This is a genomic window from Rhodococcus sp. TAF43, assembly GCF_052113525.1.
In the GTDB taxonomy this organism is placed as follows: domain Bacteria; phylum Actinomycetota; class Actinomycetes; order Mycobacteriales; family Mycobacteriaceae; genus Prescottella.
This window is the reverse complement of the sequence record NZ_JBFRDL010000006.1, coordinates 193,523-214,218: the sequence shown is the minus strand read 5'-3', so window position 1 is coordinate 214,218 and position 20,696 is coordinate 193,523. Positions and strand designations below refer to the sequence as shown.

Genomic DNA, 20,696 nt, shown 5'->3' with positions numbered 1-20,696 from the left:
GTCGCCGCGCGCAATCGCGGCGGCCCTCTGCGGAAGTCTGGTTACTGAACGGTAGGGTGTGCGGCTTTCGGCCCGGTGGTTGCGGTCCGGGCGGATAGCAGTACGCTCGTCATGTTTGGATCGGCCCTCACGCGGGAGATCCGGACCGTATACGTTTGATAATTGAACCGTTGGCGGACCCGCCCACAAAGTGGTCCGTGCACGTGGAACCAGGGAAACTTCCTAGGAGGACACGAAGCCCCCATGTCCAAGATCAAGGTCGAAGGTAAGGTCGTCGAACTCGACGGCGACGAGATGACTCGCATCATCTGGCAGTTCATCAAAGACAAGCTGGTCCATCCCTACCTGGATGTCGACCTGGAGTACTACGACCTGGGGATCGAGCATCGCGATGCGACCGACGACCAGGTGACGATCGACGCTGCAGAAGCGATCAAGAAGCACGGCGTCGGCGTCAAGTGCGCGACGATCACCCCGGACGAGGCCCGGGTCGAGGAATTCGGCCTGAAGAAGATGTGGCGTTCCCCGAACGGCACCATCCGTAACATCCTGGGCGGCACCATCTTCCGTGCGCCGATCCTGATCTCCAACGTCCCGCGTCTGGTCCCGGGTTGGACCAAGCCGGTCATCGTCGGACGTCACGCGTTCGGTGACCAGTACCGCGCCACGGACTTCAAGGTCCCCGGCGCCGGCACCGTCACCATCACCTACACCCCCGAGGACGGCTCCGAGCCGATCCAGCACGAGGTGTGCAAGATTCCCGAGGACGGCGGCGTCGTCATGGGGATGTACAACTACAAGAAGTCCATCCAGGACTTCGCCCGCGCCTCGCTCGCGTACGGCCTGCAGCAGAACTACCCGGTGTACCTCTCCACGAAGAACACCATCCTCAAGGCCTACGACGGCATGTTCAAGGACGAGTTCCAGAACATCTACGAGACCGAGTTCAAGGCCGAGTTCGATGCCGCAGGTCTGACCTACGAGCACCGCCTCATCGACGACATGGTCGCCTCCTCGCTCAAGTGGGAGGGTGGCTACGTCTGGGCCTGCAAGAACTACGACGGCGATGTGCAGTCGGACACGGTTGCGCAGGGCTACGGCTCGCTGGGTCTGATGACCTCCGTGCTGATGACCCCGGACGGCCGCACGGTCGAGGCGGAGGCCGCACACGGCACCGTCACGCGCCACTACCGTCAGCACCAGCAGGGCAAGCCCACCTCGACGAACCCGATCGCGTCCATCTTCGCGTGGACCCGGGGCCTCGAGCACCGCGGCAAGCTGGACAACACCCCCGAGGTCATCGACTTCGCGCAGCAGCTCGAGGACGTCGTCATCAAGACCGTCGAGAACGGTCAGATGACGAAGGACCTCGCTCTGCTGATCGGACCCGACCAGGGTTGGCAGACCACCGAGGAGTTCCTCTCCACGCTGGACGAGAACCTGCAGAAGGCTCGCGCGTCACGCTGATGCGTCGCTCACTTCAGCTGAAACGGGACGTTCCCCTCGTGGGAACGTCCCGTTTTCTTTCGGTCGGTACCGTCGAACGTCTGCTGTTTTCACCGTGCCCCGAAAGGCATCTCTTCTTGACCATCTCGGCCCCCGCCCAGACGTCCACGGACGTGTTCCTCTCACCCACCGGCCGCCGCCGCGCGATGCTGGCGCTCGCGATGGGTGGCTTCGGCATCGGCACCACCGAGTTCGTGGCGATGGGCCTGCTGCCGCAGATCGCCGGCGGCCTGGGCGTCTCCGAGCCCACCGCCGGGCACGTCATCACCGCGTACGCGCTGGGTGTCGTGGTGGGCGCGCCGCTGATCGCGGCGCTCACCGCGCGGATGCCGCGCCGGGCGCTGCTCATCGGCCTGATGATCGCCTTCACCGTCGGGAACGCGGCCGCGATCGTGGCCCCGAACTACGGCGGGCTGATGGTCGCGCGTTTCGTCGCCGGTCTGCCACACGGCGCCTACTTCGGTGTGGCCTCGCTCGTGGCCGCCCACCTGGCGGGACCCGGCCACCGCGCGAAGGCGGTGGCGATGGTGATGTCGGGTCTCGCGGTCGCCAACGTCGTCGGCGTGCCGGCCGCCACCTGGATCGGGCAGGGCTTGGGCTGGCGCAGCGCATTCGCGGTGGTCGCCGTCATCGGCGCCGTCACCGTCGCCGCGATCACCGTGTGGGTTCCGCCACTGCACGCGATCCGCACCAGCAACCCGGCCACCGAACTCGGCGCACTGTGGCGGGGCCAGGTGTGGCTGACCCTGGTGGTGGGCATGGTCGGCTTCGGCGGCATGTTCGCCGTCTACACCTACGTGAGCTCGACGATGACGGAGGTCGCCGGGCTGCCGATGTCCCTGGTGCCGCTCGCGCTGATGGTCTACGGGCTCGGCATGGTCGCCGGAAACCTCCTCGGCGGCCGGCTCGCGGACCGTGCCCTCACCCGCGGACTGTTCGTCATGATGGGCGCGTTGGTGGTGCTGCTCGCGCTCTTCRCCGTCGCCGCGCACAACCCGTACACGGCGATGATCGTGCTGTTCCTCGTCGCCGCCGCCGGATCGGCGCTGGTGCCCGGACTCCAGACCCGGCTGATGGACGTCGCCGCGGACGCACAGACCCTCGCAGCGGCCCTCAACCACTCCGCGTTGAACATCGCGAACGCGTTCGGCGCGTGGATCGGTGGTGTCGTCATCGCGGCCGGATTCGGCTACACCGCCCCCGCCCTGGTGGGTTCGCTGCTGGCCCTGACGGGCATCGCGGTCCTCGCCGTCGCGGTGGTGACGGCCCGCCGATAGCGTCGGCCCGTTCGGCTACGGTTCTTCGCGTGCCACATATCATCACCACGGTCAATGTCAACGGCGTCCGCGCTGCCGCCCGCAAGGGGTTGCTCGAGTGGCTCGAGGGCTCGCAGGCGGACGTCGTGTGCCTGCAGGAGACCCGCGCGTCGGACAAGCAGCTCCACGAGACCCTCGCGCCGGCGCTCGATGCCGGCTGGCACCTCGCCTCCGCGGAGCCGTCCGCGAAGGGTCGCAACGGTGTCGCGGTGCTGTCCCGTCGCGCCGCCGACGCCGTGCGGATCGGGTTCGGTGACGACGAGTTCGCCGACGCCGGGCGCTACATCGAGGCCGACTTCGACACCCTGACCGTCGGCAGCCTGTATCTGCCCACCGGTGAGGCCGAGACGCCCAAGCAGGAGCAGAAGGAACGCTTCATGGCGTCGTTCGCGGCGCACCTGAACCGCAGCGCCGAGTCGTCCGCCGCGGCGGGACGCGACGTTCTCGTGTGCGGTGACTGGAACATCGCCCACACCGAGCGGGACATCAAGAGCTGGAAGGGCAACGTCAAGAAGTCCGGTTTCCTGCCGGGCGAGCGTGCCTGGGTCGACGCCCTCCTCGCCGACGGGGCCTGGGTCGACGTTGTGAGGACGCTGCACCCCGAGGTCGACGGCCCGTACTCGTGGTGGTCGTACCGCGGCAAGGCGTTCGACACCGACGCGGGCTGGCGCATCGACTACCACCTGACTACGCCGGGCCTGGCGGAGCGGGCGAAGGAGGCCCGTGTCGAGCGGGCCGCCACGTACGCCGAGCGCTGGTCGGACCACGCGCCCGTCACGGTCCAGTTCCGCTGATGGCGTCACCGAAGTCCAAGAACTCGCTGCTGGCGCTGCTCGTGGCGATCGTCGGCCTCGCCGTGGCGATCGTCCTCGGGACGCAGAGCGGGGGAGACGACACGGCACCGGCCGCAGCCTCGGTCACGTCGGTGACGAGCGGCGTCGCCGCGTCCGGCACCAAGACCACCCCTACCACCAGTACCAGGACCACCACCAGCCCGACCGCCACCACGAGCCCGGCGAAGAAGGCCGCGAACAGCGCCGTCCCCGAGTACGTGTGGACCACGCTGGCCGCGATCGACGCCGGCAGCTGGCCGCCCGCCGACGCACCCGGCACGCAGGGCGGGCGGGTGTTCGGCAATCACGAGGGCCGGCTGCCCGGCAAGTCCGACAGCGGTCAGAAGGTCCGCTACCAGGAGTGGGACGTCAACCGGAAGCAGAGCGGCCGGGGTCGCGACGCCGAACGCATCATCACCGGTGACGACGGCTCCGCGTGGTACACCTCGGACCATTACGAAACATTCGTGAGGATGCGCTGATGACGAGGACGCTGTGATGACACCCGGGTTCCCGCGCGGACTGTCCCTGCTGGTGACGGATCGGGGCCGGGCGGCGGGTATCGAGGAGGACCTGCGCGCGGCCGGGCGTCCGGTGCGGCACGTGCGCGGACGACGGATGTCGACCGTGCCGGCCCTGTTCGACGAGTTCGCGGCCGCACTGCAGTTCCCGTACTACTTCGGCCGCAACAAGGACGCGTTCGACGAGTGCCTCGGCGAGATCGGCGACACCGTCGGACCCGACCCCGTGGTGTTCGTCCTCGACGCCGACGCGTTGCTGGGCGAGCAGGTCTCGGAGCTGGCCTGGTTCGCCGAAGCCGTGGGCGATGTGCCGGGGTCGATCGTGTTGCAGGTGCGGCCCGGCCACGCCGACACTGTGGTCGACCGATGCCTGGCCGTCGGCGTGCACCTCCCTCGCATCGCCGATCCGGACGCGTGAAAGTATCGGGGATTATGTCGAGCACTGCAGAGAACACCGCGACCCCTCCGACCGCGAAGCCTCGCGTCCTGTCGGGCATCCAGCCGACCGCCGACTCGTTCCACCTCGGCAATTTCCTCGGTGCGCTGCAGCAGTGGGTGCCCCTGCAGGACGAGTTCGATGCGTTCTACTTCATCCCCGACATGCACGCGATCACCGTGCCGCAGGACCCCAAGGAACTGCGCATGCGCACCCTGCGGGCCGTCGCGCAGCTGCTGGCCGTGGGCATCGACCCCGAGCGGTCGACGCTGTTCGTGCAGAGCCAGGTGCCGCAGCACGCCGAGCTGGCGTGGGTGCTCAACTGCATCACCGGTTTCGGTGAGGCCAGCCGCATGACGCAGTTCAAGGACAAGTCGGCGCGGCAGGGCAGCGACCACGCGAGCGTGGGTCTGTTCACGTACCCGGTCCTGATGGCCGCCGACATCCTGCTCTACCGCCCGCAGCGCGTGCCGGTGGGCGAGGACCAGCGTCAGCACCTCGAACTCGCGCGCGACCTCGCCGGCCGCTTCAACACCCGCTTCGGCAAGACGTTCGTGATTCCGGAGCCGCAGATCATCAAGGGCACCGCGAAGATCTACGACCTGCAGGACCCGACGTCGAAGATGAGCAAGTCCGGCCCCACCCCGGCCGGCCTGATCAACCTGCTCGACGACCCCAAGGTCTCGGCCAAGAAGATCAAGTCCGCGGTCACCGACAACGAGCGCGAGATCCGCTTCGATAGGGCGAACAAGCCGGGCGTGAGCAATCTGCTCACCATCCAGTCGGCGTTGTCAGGCAAGAGCATCGACGATCTGGTGGCCGGGTACGAGGGCAAAGGCTACGGCGACCTCAAGTCCGACACCGCCGAGGTCCTCGCCGACTTCGTCACCCCGCTGCGCGCGAAGGTCGACGGGTACCTGTCCGACCGGACCGAGCTGGATCGGATCCTCGCCGCCGGCGCCGATCGGGCCCGTGAAGTTGCTGCCCGGACACTCGGCCAGGTCTATGAGAAGGTGGGATTCCTGACCAGTAAGGGGTAGATCTGCACATGACGGACGAGGCGCCGAGCTTTCTCGACAGGCAGCGAGCGGCGCGGCCGTGGCTCGATCACCTCGTTCGCGCGGGCGGGCGCTATCAGCAGCAGAAGGGCGACTACTACGCCGCCGGGATCACGTACTTCACGATCCTTGCGATCGTGCCGATCCTGATGGTGGCGTTCGCCGTCGCGGGCTTCGTGCTCGCCGGCAATCCCGACTGGATCACCGACATCCAGGACCAGGTCAGCAAAAACATGCCGGGTGGGCTCGGCGACACCGTCAACTCCCTGATCGACTCGGCCATCTCGGCGCGTACCGGTGTCGGTGTGCTCGGTCTGCTCGGTGCCGCCTACGCGGGACTCGGGTGGATGGCGAACCTGCGCGACGCGCTGACCGCGATGTGGGAGACCACTCACGAGTCCGGGAACTTCATCGTCACCAAGTTGAAGGATCTCGCTGCCCTCCTCGGGCTGGGCCTGACGATGCTGGTGTCGTTCGGACTGTCCGCTCTCAGCAACGGGCCCCTGTCCGGCAAGGTCGTCGCATGGCTCGGCGCGGAGAACATCACCGGCGTCGGGGTGGCGGTGCGGATCGTGTCGCTCGTGATCGGTCTGCTCGCGACGTGGGCCGTGCTGACCTGGGTGATCGCGCGCCTGCCCCGCGAACCGGTGACGCTGCGCAGCGCCGCCCGGGCCGCCTTCGCCGCCGCGATCGTGTTCGAGATCTTCCGTCAGGTCGGAGCGCTCTATCTGGCGGCCGTCAGTCGGGGGCCCGCCGGTATCGCGTTCGGACCGATCCTCGGCCTGCTCGTGTTCAGCAACCTCACCGCGCGCCTGATCCTCTTCGCGACCGCGTGGGCGGCGACCGCGCGGGAGAACCTCGATAACGCGTTCGTGCCGCCCCCGGACTCGGCGGTCATCCGCCCGCGCGTGCAACTGCGCGCGGGGCCGTCCGTGAAGGAGGCGCTCGCGTTCACCGGCGCCGGCGCGCTCGCGGCCATCGGACTGGCCGGCCTGTGGAAGCGCCGGGGGGACTGACCGACGCTCAGCGACGACGGCGGCGGCGGGTGAGCGCGCGGGCCCAGACGAGGAGCCCGACGATCACGCCCGATCCGACGATTCCCACCGCGACTCGCCCGGCGACGTCCTTGTTCGGCAGATCCGATCCGGACGCCAGATCCATACCGCCGGCATCGGAGCTGCCCGGTCCCGCGACGGCCACCGCCGACCCGTCGGTCGCGGACATCGGATCCACGAGTGCGCCCACGGCAGTGTCGGGATCGAGGGCATAGCCGTAGTCGAGCAGCCGTGCGGCCTGCTCCCACGGACGGATGGGCAGCACGTCGGCGGCCATCAGCGTGACCGCCAGCCGCCGCCCGTCGCGATCGGCGCCGCCCACGAACGTCTGGCGGGCGTCGTCGGTGTAACCGGTCTTGCCGCCGAGTGCCCCCGCGTAGTTGGCGAGCAGCAGGTTGTCGTTGTAGATCGGGTAGGGCTCGACCGGCTTGCTGTCGGGCACAGTCGGGTCCGCCGGGTGCCCGGGGAACATCACCTCGTCGGTGGAGATCAGCTGCGCGAACGTCGGGTTCTGCATCGCCGCACGGAAGAACAGCGCGAGGTCGTACGGCGACGTCGACATGCCTGGACCGTCCAGGCCCGAGACCGACGCCGTCCGGGTGTCCAACGCGCCCAGGGACTGTGCCTTGGCGTTCATCTTGGCGACGGTGGCCTCGTCGCCCCCGAGCTGTGCAGCGAGGGCGTGGGCGGCATCGTTGCCGGAGCGCATCACGAGGCCCTGCATCAGCTGGTGGTTCGTGTAGGTGCCGCCGGCGCCGAGGCCCACCGAGCTGCCCTCCGTAGCGGCAGCGGTCGCGTCCGCGACGACGGTCTTGTCGAGATCGAGTTCGTCGAGGGCGACCAGCGACAACAGGATCTTGATCGTGCTCGCCGGCCGGTAGCGGCCGTGCGGGTCCTTCGCGGCGAGTACCTGGCCGGTGTCGAGGTCCGACAGGATCCAGCCGGTCGCGGACAGGTCCGCGGGCAGAGGCGGGGTGCCCGGGGCGGTGACGATGCCGCAGTTGCCGAGCGCGTCGCCGCCGACGGGGTCGTCCGGCACCGGGACGGGAGCGGGCGCCGACTCGCCGGGGCGCGGCACCTCGGACAGATCGATCGCCGGCGGTGGTGACTGCCGGTGCGGGCAGCTGTCGGTGCTCGGGGTGCTGAACGGGGGAGTGGTGGTGGGCGAGGGGTCCACGTCGGCTGCCAACGGTTGCTGCGCTGCCACGGGAAGGGCGGCGGCGGGGGCGGCCCCGGCGCCGAAGGCGAGCGTGGCGGCTGTGGCGGTCAGCAGCAGACGCCGTCGCGCAGTCTTGTCGAGAGCAGTCATAACGAGAGTCCAGGGTATGCCCTGAAACGCGTTCTGCGCACTCACCGCTGCCCCGAACTGGTCGGGAACAGCGGCAAGTGCGCAGAACGGGTGGTGCGTGGCTTACCGGAACATCACTGGCGGGCGAACAGCAGTGCGCGCTTGACTTCCTGGATGGCCTTCGTCACCTGGATGCCACGGGGGCACGCGTCGGTGCAGTTGAAGGTGGTGCGGCAGCGCCACACGCCTTCCTTGTCGTTCAGGATGTCGAGACGCTCGGCGGCGCCCTCGTCACGGCTGTCGAAGATGAAGCGGTGCGCGTTCACGATCGCGGCCGGGCCGAAGTAGCTGCCGTCGCTCCAGTACACCGGGCACGACGTGGTGCAGCAGGCACACAGGATGCACTTGGTGGTGTCATCGAAGCGTGCACGGTCCGCCTGCGACTGGATGCGCTCGCGGGTCGGCTCGTTGCCCGAGGTCATGAGGAACGGCTTCACGGCGCGGAACGCGTCGAAGAAGGGCTCCATGTCGACCAGTAGATCCTTCTCCACCGGCAGACCCTTGATGGGCTCGACGGTGATCGTGATCGGCGAGCCGTCMTTGGGCAGCATGTCGCGCATCAGGACCTTGCAGGCCAGACGGTTGACGCCGTTGATCCGCATCGCGTCCGAACCGCACACGCCGTGCGCGCAGGAGCGACGGAACGTCAGGGTGCCGTCCAGGTAGCCCTTCACGTACAGCAGCAGGTTCAGCAGACGATCGGTCGGCAGAGTGGGGACCTGGAAGCTCTCCCAGCGCTGGCCTTCGCCGTCCTCCGGGTTGAACCGGGCGATCTTGAGGGTGACCATGACGGCGCCCTCGGGAACGGGCGGCAGCGCGGGTGCGTCCTTGTCCATGACAGGTGCGGACATCAGTACTTACGCTCCATGGGCTCGTAGCGGGTCTGGACCACTGGCTTGTAGTCGAGACGGATGTCGGAGAGCAGACCGTCGCCCACCTTGTAGGCCATGGTGTGCTGCATGTACTCGGCGTCGTTGCGATCCGGGTAGTCCTCGCGGGCGTGTCCGCCGCGCGATTCCTTGCGGTTGAGTGCACCGACGACGGTGACCTCGGCCATCTCGAGCAGGAAGCCGAGCTCGACGGCCTCGAGCAGGTCGCTGTTGTAGCGCTTGCCCTTGTCCTGGACCGTGATGTGGTTGTAGCGCTCCTTGAGAGCACGCACATCCTGCAGCGCCTGGGTCAGCGTGGCCTCGGTGCGGAACACCGACGCGTTGTTGTCCATGGTCTGCTGCAGCTCGGTCCGGATGTCCGCGACACGCTCGTGGCCGTGGTCGGACAGGATGACCTCGAGCCACTCCTCGACCATCTTCGCCGGGTTCTCCGGCAGCGGCACGAAGTCGCTGTTCTCGGCGTGCTCCGCGGCGGCGATGCCGGCGCGGCGACCGAAGACGTTGATGTCGAGCAGCGAGTTGGTGCCCAGACGGTTCGCGCCGTGCACCGAGACGCAGGCGCACTCGCCAGCGGCGTACAGGCCGGGGACGACATCCTCGTTGTTGCGCAGCACCTCACCGCGGATCTTGGTGGGGATGCCACCCATCACATAGTGGCACGTCGGGTACACCGGGACGAGCTCGGTGACCGGGTCGACGCCCAGGTAGGTGCGGGCGAACTCGGTGATGTCGGGGAGCTTCTCCTCGAGCACGTCCTCGCCGAGGTGCGTGACGTCGATGTAGACGTAGTCCTTGTTCGGACCGGCACCGCGACCCTCGAGCACCTCGAGCACCATCGAGCGGGCGACGATGTCGCGCGGCGCGAGGTCCTTGATGGTGGGGGCGTAGCGCTCCATGAAGCGTTCGCCGTCGGCGTTGCGGAGGATGCCGCCCTCGCCTCGGACGGCCTCGGAGATGAGGATGCCGAGACCCGCCAGACCTGTCGGATGGAACTGGTGGAATTCCATGTCCTCGAGCGGCAGGCCCTTGCGGAAGATGATGCCCATGCCGTCACCGGTGAGGGTGTGCGCGTTGGACGTCGTCTTGTACATGCGGCCCGAGCCACCGGTGGCGAACACGATCGACTTCGCGTGGAAGACGTGGATCTCGCCGGTCGCGAGCTCGTAGGCGATGACACCGGTGGCGACGGGGCCCTCGGGGGTCTCGGTCAGCGCGAGGTCGAGCGCGTAGAACTCGTTGAAGAACTCGACGTCGTGCTTGACGCAGTTCTGGTAGAGCGTCTGCAGGATCATGTGACCGGTGCGGTCGGCGGCGTAGCACGCGCGGCGAACCGGGGCCTTACCGTGATCGCGGGTGTGACCACCGAAACGACGCTGGTCGATCTTGCCCTCGGGGGTGCGGTTGAACGGGAGACCCATCTTCTCGAGGTCCAGCACCGCGTCGATGGCTTCCTTGGCCATGATCTCGACGGCGTCCTGGTCGGCGAGGTAGTCGCCGCCCTTGACGGTGTCGAAGGTGTGCCACTCCCAGTTGTCTTCCTCGACGTTGGCCAGCGCGGCGCACATGCCACCCTGTGCGGCACCGGTGTGGCTGCGAGTGGGGTACAGCTTGGTCAGGACCGCGGTGCGGGCGCGGGGCCCGGCCTCGATGGCTGCGCGCATGCCTGCGCCGCCGGCGCCGACGATGACGACGTCATAACGATGTTCCTGCATGAAGTGTCTGCTCCCCTAGCTCGCCGAGATGTTGGGGTCGAAAGTGAAGATGACGTAGGTACCCAGGCCCATGATCAGGATCATCGACACGACCAGGATCGTGTTGAGCCAGAACCGGGTGGAGTCCTTACGCGAGTAGTCCGCGATGACCGTGCGCAGACCGTTACCGCCGTGCAGCTGGGCGAGCCAGAGCATGGTGAGGTCCCAGAACTGCCAGAACGGGCTGGACCAGCGACCCGCGACGAACGCGAAGTTGATGCGGTGCACGCCGTCGTCGAGCATCAGCATGATGAACAGGTGGCCCAGGACCAGCACGATGAGTGCCAGGCCGGAGAACCGCATGAACAGCCATGCGTAGAGCTCGAAGTTGTTCTTCGCGGCGCGACGCGGCGAGCGGGGGTTGTCCAGGCTGGCAGGGCGGTCGTACGCCGTGCCCAGAGACTTGGCTTCTGTCGTCATGTCAGTGCCCCGCAAACATGTTGTAGAAGATGCGACCTGCGCCCGGAATCATCACCACGAACCAGATGGCGAGGATGACCCAGAGCATGATGCGCTGGTACTGGGGGCCCTTCGACCAGAAGTCCACCAGCATCACCCGGATGCCGTTCAGTGCGTGGTACAGCACCATGGCAACGAGCGCGAGCTCCATGAGACCGACAAGGGGGTTCTTGTAGGTCTCGATGACGCGGTCGTAGGTGTCCGGGTTGACGCGCACGAGCGCGGTGTCCAGGACGTGGACGAAGAGAAAGAAGAATGTTGCGACGCCGGTGATCCGGTGTAGAACCCAGGACCACATTCCGGGGTCGCCCCGGTATAGCGACCGGGTGCGCTCCTTCGTGGGAGCGGCTTCCGTCGTGCTGCTCATCGAGTGCTGTGCCTCCAACGTCTTTGGTGGGCGCGTCGAGCCTGCAACACTGTTCGGGAGTACCGCAGCTCGGGCTCGACGAGAACCTAAACCGACTTCTGTGAACTCTAAACCCAACCGAATCCGGGAACTAATTCTCTGTGCGGTTCGTACGGCGTCGAAAATGCTTGTTAGGTTTGCCTTCCCATGGCAAGTTTGGGGGCGCCTGTCGATTCTCTGCATCCATTCAGCCCGTGTGATCGGGTGAGGACCTTCGGCCCTGTTTCGGCGGAAGTTGTTGCGCGACACTGTTGATCGGGTGCGTGGGCGTTTCGTCGGGTTGCATCCGGGGTGGACTGGCGAGTGGCGGCGACGGTGAACGACGGGTATAACGCCGCCATATGCAATGTGGAAAATGTCTCACGCGGGTGAACATTGCGTGTCGATAACCTACTCGCCGGTAACTTTATTTCGCCATGCTTCTGTCACTTCACGTTCCGACATCTGGCATGTCGATGCCACGCGATCGCCGGGATCCGCGGCTACCGTCTAGCCATGACAGCGCCGTTGGATCTGGACTACCTGAGCCGAGCGCCGAAGGTGCTGCTGCACGACCACCTCGACGGTGGTCTGCGGCCCGCGACCGTCGCGGAACTGGCCACCGAGTGCGGCTACACCGAACTTCCCGCGCACACGCCCGACGAACTCGCCGAATGGTTCCGTGACGCCGCCGACAGCGGATCGCTCGAGCGCTACCTCGAAACCTTCGCTCACACCGTCGCGGTGATGCAGACACCGGCGGGTCTGCGCCGGGTCGCGCGCGAGTGCGCCGAGGACCTCGCCGCCGACGGCGTCGTCTACGCCGAGGTGCGCTTCGCGCCCGAACAACATCTCGACGCGGGATTGACCCTCGACGAGGTGGTCGAGCACGTCCTGGCCGGCTTCGAGGAGGGCACGGCGGTGGCCCGGGCCGCCGGGACCGACATCCGCATCGGGTGCCTGCTCACCGCGATGCGGCACGCGGCGCGCTCGCGCGAGRTCGCGGAACTGGCGGTCCGGTTCCGGGACTGCGGCGTGGTCGGCTTCGACATCGCGGGCGCCGAGGCCGGCTACCCGCCGAGTCGGCACCTCGATGCCTTCGAATACATGCGGACCTGCAACGCCCATTTCACGATCCATGCCGGTGAGGCGTTCGGTCTGCCGTCCATCCACGAGGCCATCGCGTTCTGCGGCACCGACCGGTTGGGGCACGGAGTCCGGATCACCGACGACATCACGATCGGACCGGAAGGCGACGTCACACTCGGACTGCTCGCCGACTACGTGCGCGACAAGAGGATTCCGTTGGAGCTGTGCCCCAGCTCCAACGTCCAGACCGGGGCAGTGGCGACTCTCGAGGAGCACCCCTTCGATCTGCTCGCGCGCCTGCGGTTCCGCGTCACCGTCAACACCGACAACCGGCTGATGAGCGACACCTCCATGAGCCGCGAGATGCTGGCGCTGGTGAACACGTTCGGGTACGGCTGGAGTGACCTCGAACGTTTCACCATCAATGCGATGAAGTCCGCCTTCATCCCGTTCGACCAGCGGCTGGCGCTGATCGACGACGTCATCAAGCCCGGCTACGCAGTCCTCATCGGCTGAGCCGGGCCGATTCCGGCCTACTCGGGACGCAGCCGGTTCTCGAACTCGTTCTCGAGCGCCCGCCACGATTCGGACTCAGCCTGGAACGGCGGATTGGGCGTCATCCGGCTCGGGGTGGGCTCGATGATGTACGAGACGTACCAGCCCAGCGGGGTCGACGGTGCCAGCGCGGCGTCGGTCGCGTCGTCCTTCGCGAAGTCCGCCGCATCGGTGAACAGCTCGACGGCGAGTTCGAGCTGATCGGCATCGACGGTGTCGGGGCCCGCGGCGAGGTCGTCGGCCAGGCCCGGCAGCACGTAGACGTTCTCGTCGGTGACCTCGACGTCGAGCGATCCGTCCACCGCGGCGTTCTGCACCTGCTCGTACGTGCTGACCCGAGCCAGCTCGTGGTCGTGGTTGTCGGCGAGGTAGCGGGCGAGCGCGCGCTCGGAACCGAACACCGAGATCCGGCCGCCGTGTCCGAGGAACACCGCGTGATCGTTCAGGTAGCAGCGGAGCGAGTAGTACGTGGTCTCCGACGTGATGATCTTGATCGGGTCGATTCCGACGAGAGTCCAGAAGGTCTCTTCTTCTTCCTCCTCGGTCTCGTCGGTGTCGTACTCCTCGTAGTCCTCGTCCGATTCGGCGTCGTCGTCGGCGTCGACCACGTTCTCCTCCGCCGCGAGGACCTCCGCCTCCGCGATCGACAGGGCGTCGGCGTCGATGTCGGGGGCGGTGACGATCGAATCGATCGCGTCGAGCACGGCGTCCCAGTCCTCGGCGACCGCGGTGCCGATCCGGTCCCACAGCGCCTCGCCCTCGCGGCCGACGAACTCGTCGGCGCCGCCGCGCAGGTAGGCGAGTTCGGGGTGGTTCTCGAAGAACTTGATCACCGGCTCGAGATCGCACACCTCACCGATGTTGCGCACCATCGCCAGCGTGCTCTCGAGCTCCGAGATGGTCAGGCCTTCCGGATCGCCGGCGGCCAGTTCGGGAACGCCGATCAGATCGAACGCAAAGTTCTCGTCCGGCTCGAGCTCGGGCGCGGCCAGCTTGGAGACGACCGGCCACGACGGGTGCTCGACGAGGTCGTTGTCGTTGTTCGTGCGGATGAACGCGGCGAGTTCGGCGACGGAGGGGAAACCGTACAGGTCCTCCTCGTGACCGAGGAACGCCTCCCACTCGTCGTCGCCCTCGCGCCAGCGAGGAGCCCACAGCGTGACGAGGTCGCCTCGGGTGAGACCGAGTTCGATCGGGACGATGTCTCCAGCCATGGCCGGAAGCCTAGCCAGCTCACGCGCAAAGATATAGCCGGACACAGGTCAGCTGTTCGTGAAGTCGGTGAACAGGGCCGCGGTGATCCGGTTCCGTTCCTCGGCGGCGACGGCCGCCGCCCGGTGCGCGGTGTGTGTGATCGTCCGGCCGAGGGCACGGGCGTCGAGCCCGAGCAGGGAATCGCTGAGCCACAGCCCGGTCGGGCTGCCGTTCCCGTCGACCTCGACACGCACCCTGCCGTCGTCGCTGACCGCGTGCGCCCGGATGGATCGCAGCCCCGACAGCGCGTCGTCGAACATATTCAATTGCGCCGACGCCCGCCGCACGATGGCGTCCATGTCGTGTCCGCTCATACCCGTCGCATCCAGCTCGTCGGGGCCTGGTTCTCGTCCTCGGCCTGTTGGGCGACCGCGACCTGCTCACGGGTCGGTAGCCCGAGCCGGTCGAGGACGTCTTCGGGCATGCCGTCGTGCGCGAGCTGCTCGCGTCGGCGGCTGCCGGCCTCCCGCGCGGCCTCTCGGCAGAGCCGGAGGATCTCGTCAGCCAGACGCTCGCCGCCGTAGCGCAGTTCGCGCTCGTCGATCCGAATGTCGAGTGGCAGGCCGGCTTCGGTGGCGCGCACCGCGACGGTCCGCGCGCGGTTGACCGCGGTCGCGACCTCGGGGGCCGGCGGGGACGGTGGTTCGAGGGTCATGTTCCTCCGGTCACTCGGTGGGGCGGTAGAAGCCGTAGAAGCCCATGCCGCTGTTCGTTGTACGGATCGAGCTCACCGAGACCGGGTCGCCGGCCTCGACCATCTGGCCGTTGCCGATCACCATCGCCACATGCCCGTCCCACACGGCGAGGTCGCCGGGCATGAGGCTCTCCTGGTCGACGGGGATCCCGACACCCTGTTCCTGAGCGAGCCGGGGCAGCTCGACACCGGCCTCGCCGTATGCCCACTGCGTCAGGCCACTGCAGTCCAGACCCTGCCCCGGCGTGGTGCCACCCCATTGATAGGGGACGCCCTGCTGCGTGAGCGCATTGCGGACGGCGTTCGCGGCTTCCTCGTTGGGGGCGACGGCGGTGCTGCCGTCGGGCAGCAGGATCTCGATGCCGCTGCCACCGAACCGGGGGTCGTACGAGCTGGACCCGCCGGCGCTCCCGGTCTCGACCGAGCCGGCGGACGACCCGGACCCGTAGGAGACGGTGCCCGCAGGTGCGCCGCCGACCGACGGTGTCGGCGAGCGGTAGGAGCCGGCGAACGCCGACACGAGACGGCCCGCGGCGTCGGACTGCGGGGTGCCGGTCGGCGGCGCGGCGGCCGCAGGTGTGACGGGCGCGGGTGCGCTGGCCGAGGCCGCGACGGTGCGGGCATCGCCGGGTACGGGGTCCGGTGCCGTCAGCTCGACCATCTTCCCGGTGTGCACGGCCAGCTCGCCGCGTACCCGCTCGACCACGGCCAGGGCCCGTCCGAGGTGCTCGATCGCGGCGCCGATCAGCATTGCCTGCCCAGCAGGCGTCGCCAGCATGGGCAGCGCGGACGAGGCGATGGACAGGAAGGAGTCGAGGATGGCCTGCAGTTCGGCGGTACCGGCCCGGACGCACTCGGACGCGGCCTCGACGACCGCCGCGATCTCCCGGCCCCGATCGGACAGGTGTACCGACGCGGCCTGCGTGGCCTCGGCCTTGTCGATCGCCGCGTCGGCGGCGGTCCCGGTCCACACGCCGCCGAGGTCGCTGATCCCGGTGCGACCGAGCGCGTGGACGGCGTCGACCGCATCGGACGCGGCTCGGATGGCGTCGGCGGGGGACCCGCTGGGCAGGGCGCCCGAACCGAAGGCGCCGAGCAGGTCGAGGACGGGTCGCGCGAGCAGGTCGATCACGGCGCGACTCCGGTTGCACCGAGCGACGCCGCTGTCCCGGCGTCGGTCGCGTCGTAGGTGGCGGCGGTGGTCGCCGCGGCCGCGCTCATCGCCGACCAGGCCGCGGCCAGGCGCCCCAGTTCCGTTGCATGTGCGGCCTGGGCGGTCCCGAACGCCGTGACGAAGTCGCCGCCGATCAGTCCGAACACCGGTCCGAGCAGTGCTGAACCTGCGGCTGCGGCACCCGCCTGAGCGGCCTCGGACTGTGCGGCCATGGTCGCGGCGGTGACGCCGAACGCGGTGATTCCCTCCGTCACCGCTGAGAACTCGCTCATTGCATCCCCCCGTGCATCCCCGTCGAACTGATTCCGTCGCAAGGTTGGACGCACGGGCGGTGGATTCGGTTCCGGCAAGTTTCCGGGCGAGTTCGAGTGGCGGCGGCGCCCCACTATCCTGTGAAGTCATGGATACGCACGTGGTCGACCATCCGCTCGCAGCAGCTCTCCTCACGACGATGCGGGACGAACGCAGCAGCAACGCAACGTTCCGGTCCGCGCTGCGTGAACTCACCCAGATGCTGATCTACGAGGCCATCCGCGACGCCCCGGTCGAGGAGTTCGAGGTCAAGACGCCCGTCGCCGTGACGACCGGCATCCGGCTGGCGCATCCGCCGCTGCTGGTCCCGGTCCTGCGGGCCGGTCTCGGCATGGTGGAGCAGGCCAGTTCGCTGATCCCGCAGTCCCAGGTGGGATTCGTCGGCATGGCGCGTGATGAACAGACGCACCAGCCGGTGCCGTACCTCGAGTCGCTGCCCGCCGACCTGTCCGGCATTCCCGTGTACGTGCTCGATCCGATGCTCGCGACCGGTGGTTCGATGGTGCACACGATCGACCTGCTGGTCGCGCGGGGCGCCACCGATGTCACCGCCGTGTGCGTCGTCGCGGCCCCGCAGGGTGTGGACGCTCTCGCGAACTCCGGCCACCCGGTGCGGCTCGTGACCGCCACCGTCGACGAGGGCCTCGACGAGAACGCCTTCATCGTGCCGGGACTCGGCGATGCGGGTGATCGCCAGTTCGGTCCGCGTTAGCTCGATCGTGCGTGGACGGAGGTGGCTACCGGACCGGTGGCCGCCTCCGTTCGGTCAGCGCGTCGTGTTCTGCAGGACGCGGCCGGTGACTGCATCGACGTCCACTGCGCGCTGCACGCCTGAGGCGTCGATCACGTCGGCCTCCCACACGTACGTGCCGCCCTTCTGGTCCTGCGATGATGCTGTCGCCGTCGGGGGAGACACCGACCTCGATCGCGGTCCGGCCGGCGTGCTCGATGACCTTCATGTCGCGACCCCTTGTTGTATTGATGTTTGTCTCAGACTCTCACGTGACCGCATCCTCCAGCTGACGACGCACCAGCCCGGCGCGCACGAACGCGGTCGCCCGCGCCGCAGCGACGTCACCGGCCGGGACGGCTTCGACCACCTCGAAGTAGCACTTGAGTTTCGGTTCGGTGCCCGACGGGCGGACCGTCACGAGCAGATCGCGTCCGGTGAACACGACGGCGTCCGTGTGCATCGCGCCGCGCGACCGACCCAGATCGGTTGCCTCGACCGGGATCCCGGCGATCTCGGTCGGGGGATCGGTACGCAGCCGCGCCATGATCCGAGCGATGTCGCCGAGGTCGTCGAAGCGAATCGACACCTGGCCGGTCGCGTGCACCCCGAACTCGACGGCGAGTTCGTCGAGCACGCCCTGCACGGTGCGGCCCGAACCGACCAGGTCGGCGACCAGGTCGGCCACCAGCACCGCCGCCGAGATGCCGTCCTTGTCTCGCACGACGTCGGGGTCCACGCAGTGTCCGACCGCTTCCTCGTATGCGTAGACCAGGCCGTCCCCGGCGCGGACGAGCCACTTGAATCCCGTCAGGGTGCGGGCCGAGCGGAAACCGCGGGCAGAGGCGATCTTCCCGAGCAGCGTCGACGACACGATCGTGGTCGCGACGAGGGCCCCGTCAGGGGCGTCCTGCAGGATCCGCTGCCCCAGTAGCGCTCCGGTCTCGTCGCCGGTGAGCATCCGCCAGCCGTCCCAGGCGGGAACACCGACGGCGCAGCGGTCGGCGTCGGGGTCGAGCGCGATCGCGACGTCCGCATCGACCTCGGCGGCCAGGGCCAGCAGTGCGTCGGTCGCACCCGGTTCCTCGGGATTCGGGAAGGTCACCGTGGGGAAATCCGGGTTCGGCAGGAACTGCGACGCGACGGTGTGGATGTCGGTGAAGCCGGCAGCACGCAGTGCTGCGACTGCGGTCTCGCCGCCCACGCCGTGCAGCGCGGTCAACGCGATCCGGACATCGCGGCGATCCCCGTACGGCAGTGTGGCCACGCGCTCGAGGTAGTCGTCGAGCAGGGTGTCGTCGGCGAGGGAGACTGGTTGGCGGCGGATCCGCCCCACCCGTCCGATCGCGTCCTCGATCTCCCGGTCCGCGGGCGCGGCCAGCGGCGCGCCGCCCGACAGATACACCTTGTAGCCGTTGTCGGCGGGCGGATTGTGCGACGCGGTGATCTGGACCCCGGCCACCGCGCCCAGGCGGCGCACCGCGAACGCGACCAGGGGAGTGGGCAGCGGTCGCGGCAGCACGGTCACCGCGAATCCCTCCGCGGTCAGGACCTCCGCGGCGGCGCGGGCGAACTCCTCCGACCCGTGTCGTGCGTCCCGGCCGACCACCACGGTCCCGCCGCCGAGGCACCGGTCCCGCAGCCACTGTGCGAGGCCGGCCGTCGTGCGCTCGACGACGCCGACGTTGATGCGGCCGGGTCCGTCCCCGACCGGCCCGCGCAGGCCCGCGGTGCCGAAACGGAGATTCACAACCGCGCCAGCAACTCGCGCAGCAGCCCACCCATGCGTGCAGCGGACGCCTGCCCGGCCGCGAGGACCTCGGCGTGGTCGAGTGGCTGGCCGGTGATCCCGGCCGCGAGGTTGGTGACCAGCGAGACACCGAGCACCTCGGCGCCTAGCGCCCGGGCGGCGATGGTCTCGTGCACGGTGGACATCCCGACCAGGTCGGCGCCGAGGGTGCGCAGCATCCGGATCTCCGCGGGGGTCTCGTAGTGCGGCCCGGGCAGGCCCGCGTACACGCCCTCGCTCAGCGTCGGGTCGATCTCGCGGGCGAGCCCGCGCAGTCGCGGGCTGTAGGCGTCGACCAGGTCGACGAACTGCGCGCCCACCAGGGGCGAGCGTGCGGTGAGGTTGAGGTGGTCGCTGATGAGAACCGGTTCGCCGACGCTCATGCCCTCCCGGATGCCGCCGGCGGCATTGGTGAGGATGACGGTTCCGGCGCCCGCCGCGATTGCGGTGCGCACCGGATGCACGACGCGGGACAACTCGTGGCCTTCGTATGCGTGCGCGCGGCCGAGCATCACCAGCACCGGGGTGTCACCGACACGGATCGACAGCACCGTCCCGGCGTGGCCGGACGCGGACGGTGTCGCGAAGCCGGGCAGGTCGGCCATCGGGACGGCGGCGGACGCCCGGCCGAGTGCGTCGGCCGCGGCCTGCCAGCCGGATCCGAGGACGACGGCCGCGGCGTGTTTCGCGATTCCGGTGCGGTCGGCGAGGACGTCGGCGGCCTGCTGCTCGAGTGTGCCCATGAAGGGACACAGTAGTGCGACCGGTAGCGACGCCACGAAATGTTACTCACGGGTAGTATCCGGAACATGCCATACCTGAATCGCCAAGGCGACGTCTTCGTCCTCTACCTCGGCAACGAGGGGGAGACGGACAACGAGAACCGGTTCCATCCCGACTGGATCGATGCGACGCACGCGTTGCTCGACGAGGTCGAGGCGCACGAGGGACCCGCGGCGCTGGTCACGACGGCCACCGGCAAGTTCTTCACGAACGGCCTCGACACCGACTGGATCTTCGGCAATCTCGACAAGCTGCCGGGCTACCTCGACCGGGTCCACACGGTGTTCTCCCGCATCCTCGAGTTCCCGATGGCGACCGTCGCTGCCGTGCAAGGGCACGCGTTCGGCGCCGGCGCGATGCTGGTCGCCTCCCACGACTTCCGGGTGATGCGCAGCGACCGCGGCTACTTCTGCCTCCCCGAGGTCAACCTGAACATGCCGTTCACGGTGGGCATGTCGACGCTGCTGTCGACGCGGCTGCCCCGTCAGACGGCGGTCGAGGCGATGACGACCGGTCGCCGGTACGGCGGAGCGGACGCGCTCGCTGCCGGGATCGTCGACGACGCGGTCGAGGGGGACCTGGTGCTCGGCGCTGCCGTCGCGCGTGCGTCGGCGCTTGCGTCCACGCACGGCGCGAACCTGGCCGGGATCAAGCGTGGAATCCATCGCGAGACGCTCGAGGCGCTGGGTACCGAGACCGACGAGAGCAACTTCAAGTTCGGATAGGCGGGCCCGGGCGGGCAGGAGTGAGAGACTGGG

23 protein-coding genes are annotated in these 20,696 nt (G+C 68.4%); 10 read left to right on the top strand and 13 right to left on the bottom strand.

Translation table 11 applies throughout. From position 1 onward, the window contains the following. The first annotated feature begins 243 nt into the window (after positions 1 to 243). The 7 genes from AB4Z09_RS06840 to yhjD all read left to right on the top strand — a co-directional run bounded on the left by AB4Z09_RS06840 (position 244) and on the right by yhjD (position 6,686). The gene (locus tag AB4Z09_RS06840; RefSeq protein WP_114724250.1) at positions 244 to 1,467 is read left to right on the top strand and encodes an NADP-dependent isocitrate dehydrogenase; all 1,224 of its coding nucleotides are present in this window, start codon (positions 244 to 246) and stop codon (positions 1,465 to 1,467) included. 185 nt (positions 1,468 to 1,652) lie between these two features. Beyond that, entirely contained in the window at positions 1,653 to 2,783 is a 1,131-nt protein-coding gene (locus AB4Z09_RS06835; protein ID WP_442239414.1) for an MFS transporter, read from the top strand. 29 nt (positions 2,784 to 2,812) lie between these two features. Next, entirely contained in the window at positions 2,813 to 3,616 is an 804-nt protein-coding gene (locus AB4Z09_RS06830; protein WP_442239397.1) for an exodeoxyribonuclease III, read from the top strand. Beyond that, positions 3,616 to 4,137 (top strand): ribonuclease domain-containing protein, encoded by a 522-nt coding sequence (locus AB4Z09_RS06825; RefSeq protein ID WP_174912125.1) that lies wholly within the window; start codon positions 3,616 to 3,618, stop codon positions 4,135 to 4,137. Before AB4Z09_RS06830 ends, AB4Z09_RS06825 begins: the two co-directional genes overlap by 1 nt. Before the next feature lie 16 nt (positions 4,138 to 4,153). After that, a complete protein-coding gene (locus AB4Z09_RS06820) occupies positions 4,154 to 4,594 on the top strand; it encodes a barstar family protein (RefSeq protein WP_174912122.1) in 441 nt (146 codons plus the stop codon). A gap of 14 nt (positions 4,595 to 4,608) precedes the next feature. Beyond that, positions 4,609 to 5,652, top strand: a complete 1,044-nt coding sequence (gene trpS / locus AB4Z09_RS06815) for a tryptophan--tRNA ligase (protein ID WP_174912119.1) — start codon at positions 4,609 to 4,611, stop codon at positions 5,650 to 5,652. An 8-nt stretch (positions 5,653 to 5,660) separates the two neighbouring features. Beyond that, on the top strand, positions 5,661 to 6,686 hold the full coding sequence (gene yhjD, locus AB4Z09_RS06810) for an inner membrane protein YhjD (RefSeq protein WP_174912116.1): 1,026 nt from the start codon (positions 5,661 to 5,663) through the stop codon (positions 6,684 to 6,686). A 7-nt stretch (positions 6,687 to 6,693) separates the two neighbouring features. Here the strand turns inward: yhjD and AB4Z09_RS06805 are convergent, their stop codons facing one another. The 5 genes from AB4Z09_RS06805 to sdhC form a co-directional block, all read right to left on the bottom strand. Then, positions 6,694 to 8,034, bottom strand: coding sequence for a D-alanyl-D-alanine carboxypeptidase family protein (locus tag AB4Z09_RS06805; protein ID WP_174912114.1), 1,341 nt, complete (start codon positions 8,032 to 8,034; stop codon positions 6,694 to 6,696). Positions 8,035 to 8,147: 113 nt separating this feature from the next. Next, on the bottom strand, positions 8,148 to 8,924 hold the full coding sequence (locus AB4Z09_RS06800) for a succinate dehydrogenase iron-sulfur subunit (RefSeq protein ID WP_442239396.1): 777 nt from the start codon (positions 8,922 to 8,924) through the stop codon (positions 8,148 to 8,150). Next, positions 8,924 to 10,675, bottom strand: a complete 1,752-nt coding sequence (gene sdhA, locus AB4Z09_RS06795; RefSeq protein WP_174912111.1) for a succinate dehydrogenase flavoprotein subunit — start codon at positions 10,673 to 10,675, stop codon at positions 8,924 to 8,926. Before sdhA ends, AB4Z09_RS06800 begins: the two co-directional genes overlap by 1 nt. Positions 10,676 to 10,690: 15 nt before the next feature. Next, positions 10,691 to 11,134, bottom strand: coding sequence for a succinate dehydrogenase hydrophobic membrane anchor subunit (locus AB4Z09_RS06790; protein ID WP_114721834.1), 444 nt, complete (start codon positions 11,132 to 11,134; stop codon positions 10,691 to 10,693). 1 nt (position 11,135) lies between these two features. Then, a complete protein-coding gene (sdhC, locus tag AB4Z09_RS06785) occupies positions 11,136 to 11,540 on the bottom strand; it encodes a succinate dehydrogenase, cytochrome b556 subunit (RefSeq protein ID WP_174912108.1) in 405 nt (134 codons plus the stop codon). A gap of 534 nt (positions 11,541 to 12,074) precedes the next feature. Between sdhC and AB4Z09_RS06780 the strand changes: the two genes are divergently transcribed. Then, positions 12,075 to 13,163 (top strand): adenosine deaminase, encoded by a 1,089-nt coding sequence (locus AB4Z09_RS06780; protein ID WP_442239395.1) that lies wholly within the window; start codon positions 12,075 to 12,077, stop codon positions 13,161 to 13,163. A gap of 17 nt (positions 13,164 to 13,180) precedes the next feature. Here AB4Z09_RS06780 and AB4Z09_RS06775 read toward each other — a convergent pair whose 3' ends face one another. From AB4Z09_RS06775 to AB4Z09_RS06755, 5 genes are read right to left on the bottom strand one after another with little or no spacing between them, the layout of a single operon-like run. Beyond that, the gene (locus AB4Z09_RS06775) at positions 13,181 to 14,416 is read right to left on the bottom strand and encodes a primosomal protein (RefSeq protein ID WP_174912102.1); all 1,236 of its coding nucleotides are present in this window, start codon (positions 14,414 to 14,416) and stop codon (positions 13,181 to 13,183) included. A gap of 48 nt (positions 14,417 to 14,464) precedes the next feature. After that, positions 14,465 to 14,770, bottom strand: coding sequence for a YbaB/EbfC family nucleoid-associated protein (locus tag AB4Z09_RS06770; protein ID WP_114721838.1), 306 nt, complete (start codon positions 14,768 to 14,770; stop codon positions 14,465 to 14,467). Then, complete coding sequence (locus tag AB4Z09_RS06765) at positions 14,767 to 15,111, bottom strand: hypothetical protein (RefSeq protein WP_114721839.1); 345 nt, start codon at positions 15,109 to 15,111, stop codon at positions 14,767 to 14,769. Before AB4Z09_RS06765 ends, AB4Z09_RS06770 begins: the two co-directional genes overlap by 4 nt. A 10-nt stretch (positions 15,112 to 15,121) precedes the next feature. Continuing rightward, the gene (locus AB4Z09_RS06760; RefSeq protein ID WP_174912099.1) at positions 15,122 to 16,282 is read right to left on the bottom strand and encodes a C40 family peptidase; all 1,161 of its coding nucleotides are present in this window, start codon (positions 16,280 to 16,282) and stop codon (positions 15,122 to 15,124) included. Next, on the bottom strand, positions 16,279 to 16,596 hold the full coding sequence (locus AB4Z09_RS06755; protein WP_174912096.1) for a type VII secretion target: 318 nt from the start codon (positions 16,594 to 16,596) through the stop codon (positions 16,279 to 16,281). Before AB4Z09_RS06755 ends, AB4Z09_RS06760 begins: the two co-directional genes overlap by 4 nt. 128 nt (positions 16,597 to 16,724) lie before the next feature. Between AB4Z09_RS06755 and upp the strand changes: the two genes are divergently transcribed. Beyond that, on the top strand, positions 16,725 to 17,348 hold the full coding sequence (gene upp / locus AB4Z09_RS06750; RefSeq protein ID WP_114721842.1) for a uracil phosphoribosyltransferase: 624 nt from the start codon (positions 16,725 to 16,727) through the stop codon (positions 17,346 to 17,348). Between the two features lie 54 nt (positions 17,349 to 17,402). Here the strand turns inward: upp and AB4Z09_RS06745 are convergent, their stop codons facing one another. The 3 genes from AB4Z09_RS06745 to AB4Z09_RS06735 all read right to left on the bottom strand — a co-directional run bounded on the left by AB4Z09_RS06745 (position 17,403) and on the right by AB4Z09_RS06735 (position 19,898). Next, positions 17,403 to 17,552: a PepSY domain-containing protein gene (locus tag AB4Z09_RS06745; protein WP_254622608.1), complete on the bottom strand. Its 150-nt coding sequence runs from the start codon at positions 17,550 to 17,552 to the stop codon at positions 17,403 to 17,405. Positions 17,553 to 17,634: 82 nt separating this feature from the next. Beyond that, entirely contained in the window at positions 17,635 to 19,116 is a 1,482-nt protein-coding gene (locus AB4Z09_RS06740; protein ID WP_174912093.1) for a phospho-sugar mutase, read from the bottom strand. Continuing rightward, positions 19,113 to 19,898: a purine-nucleoside phosphorylase gene (locus AB4Z09_RS06735; protein ID WP_174912090.1), complete on the bottom strand. Its 786-nt coding sequence runs from the start codon at positions 19,896 to 19,898 to the stop codon at positions 19,113 to 19,115. The genes AB4Z09_RS06740 and AB4Z09_RS06735 overlap by 4 nt, the downstream gene beginning before the upstream one ends. Positions 19,899 to 19,964: 66 nt before the next feature. Between AB4Z09_RS06735 and AB4Z09_RS06730 the strand changes: the two genes are divergently transcribed. Continuing rightward, on the top strand, positions 19,965 to 20,663 hold the full coding sequence (locus tag AB4Z09_RS06730; protein WP_114721846.1) for an enoyl-CoA hydratase/isomerase family protein: 699 nt from the start codon (positions 19,965 to 19,967) through the stop codon (positions 20,661 to 20,663). Positions 20,664 to 20,696: the final 33 nt, after the last annotated feature.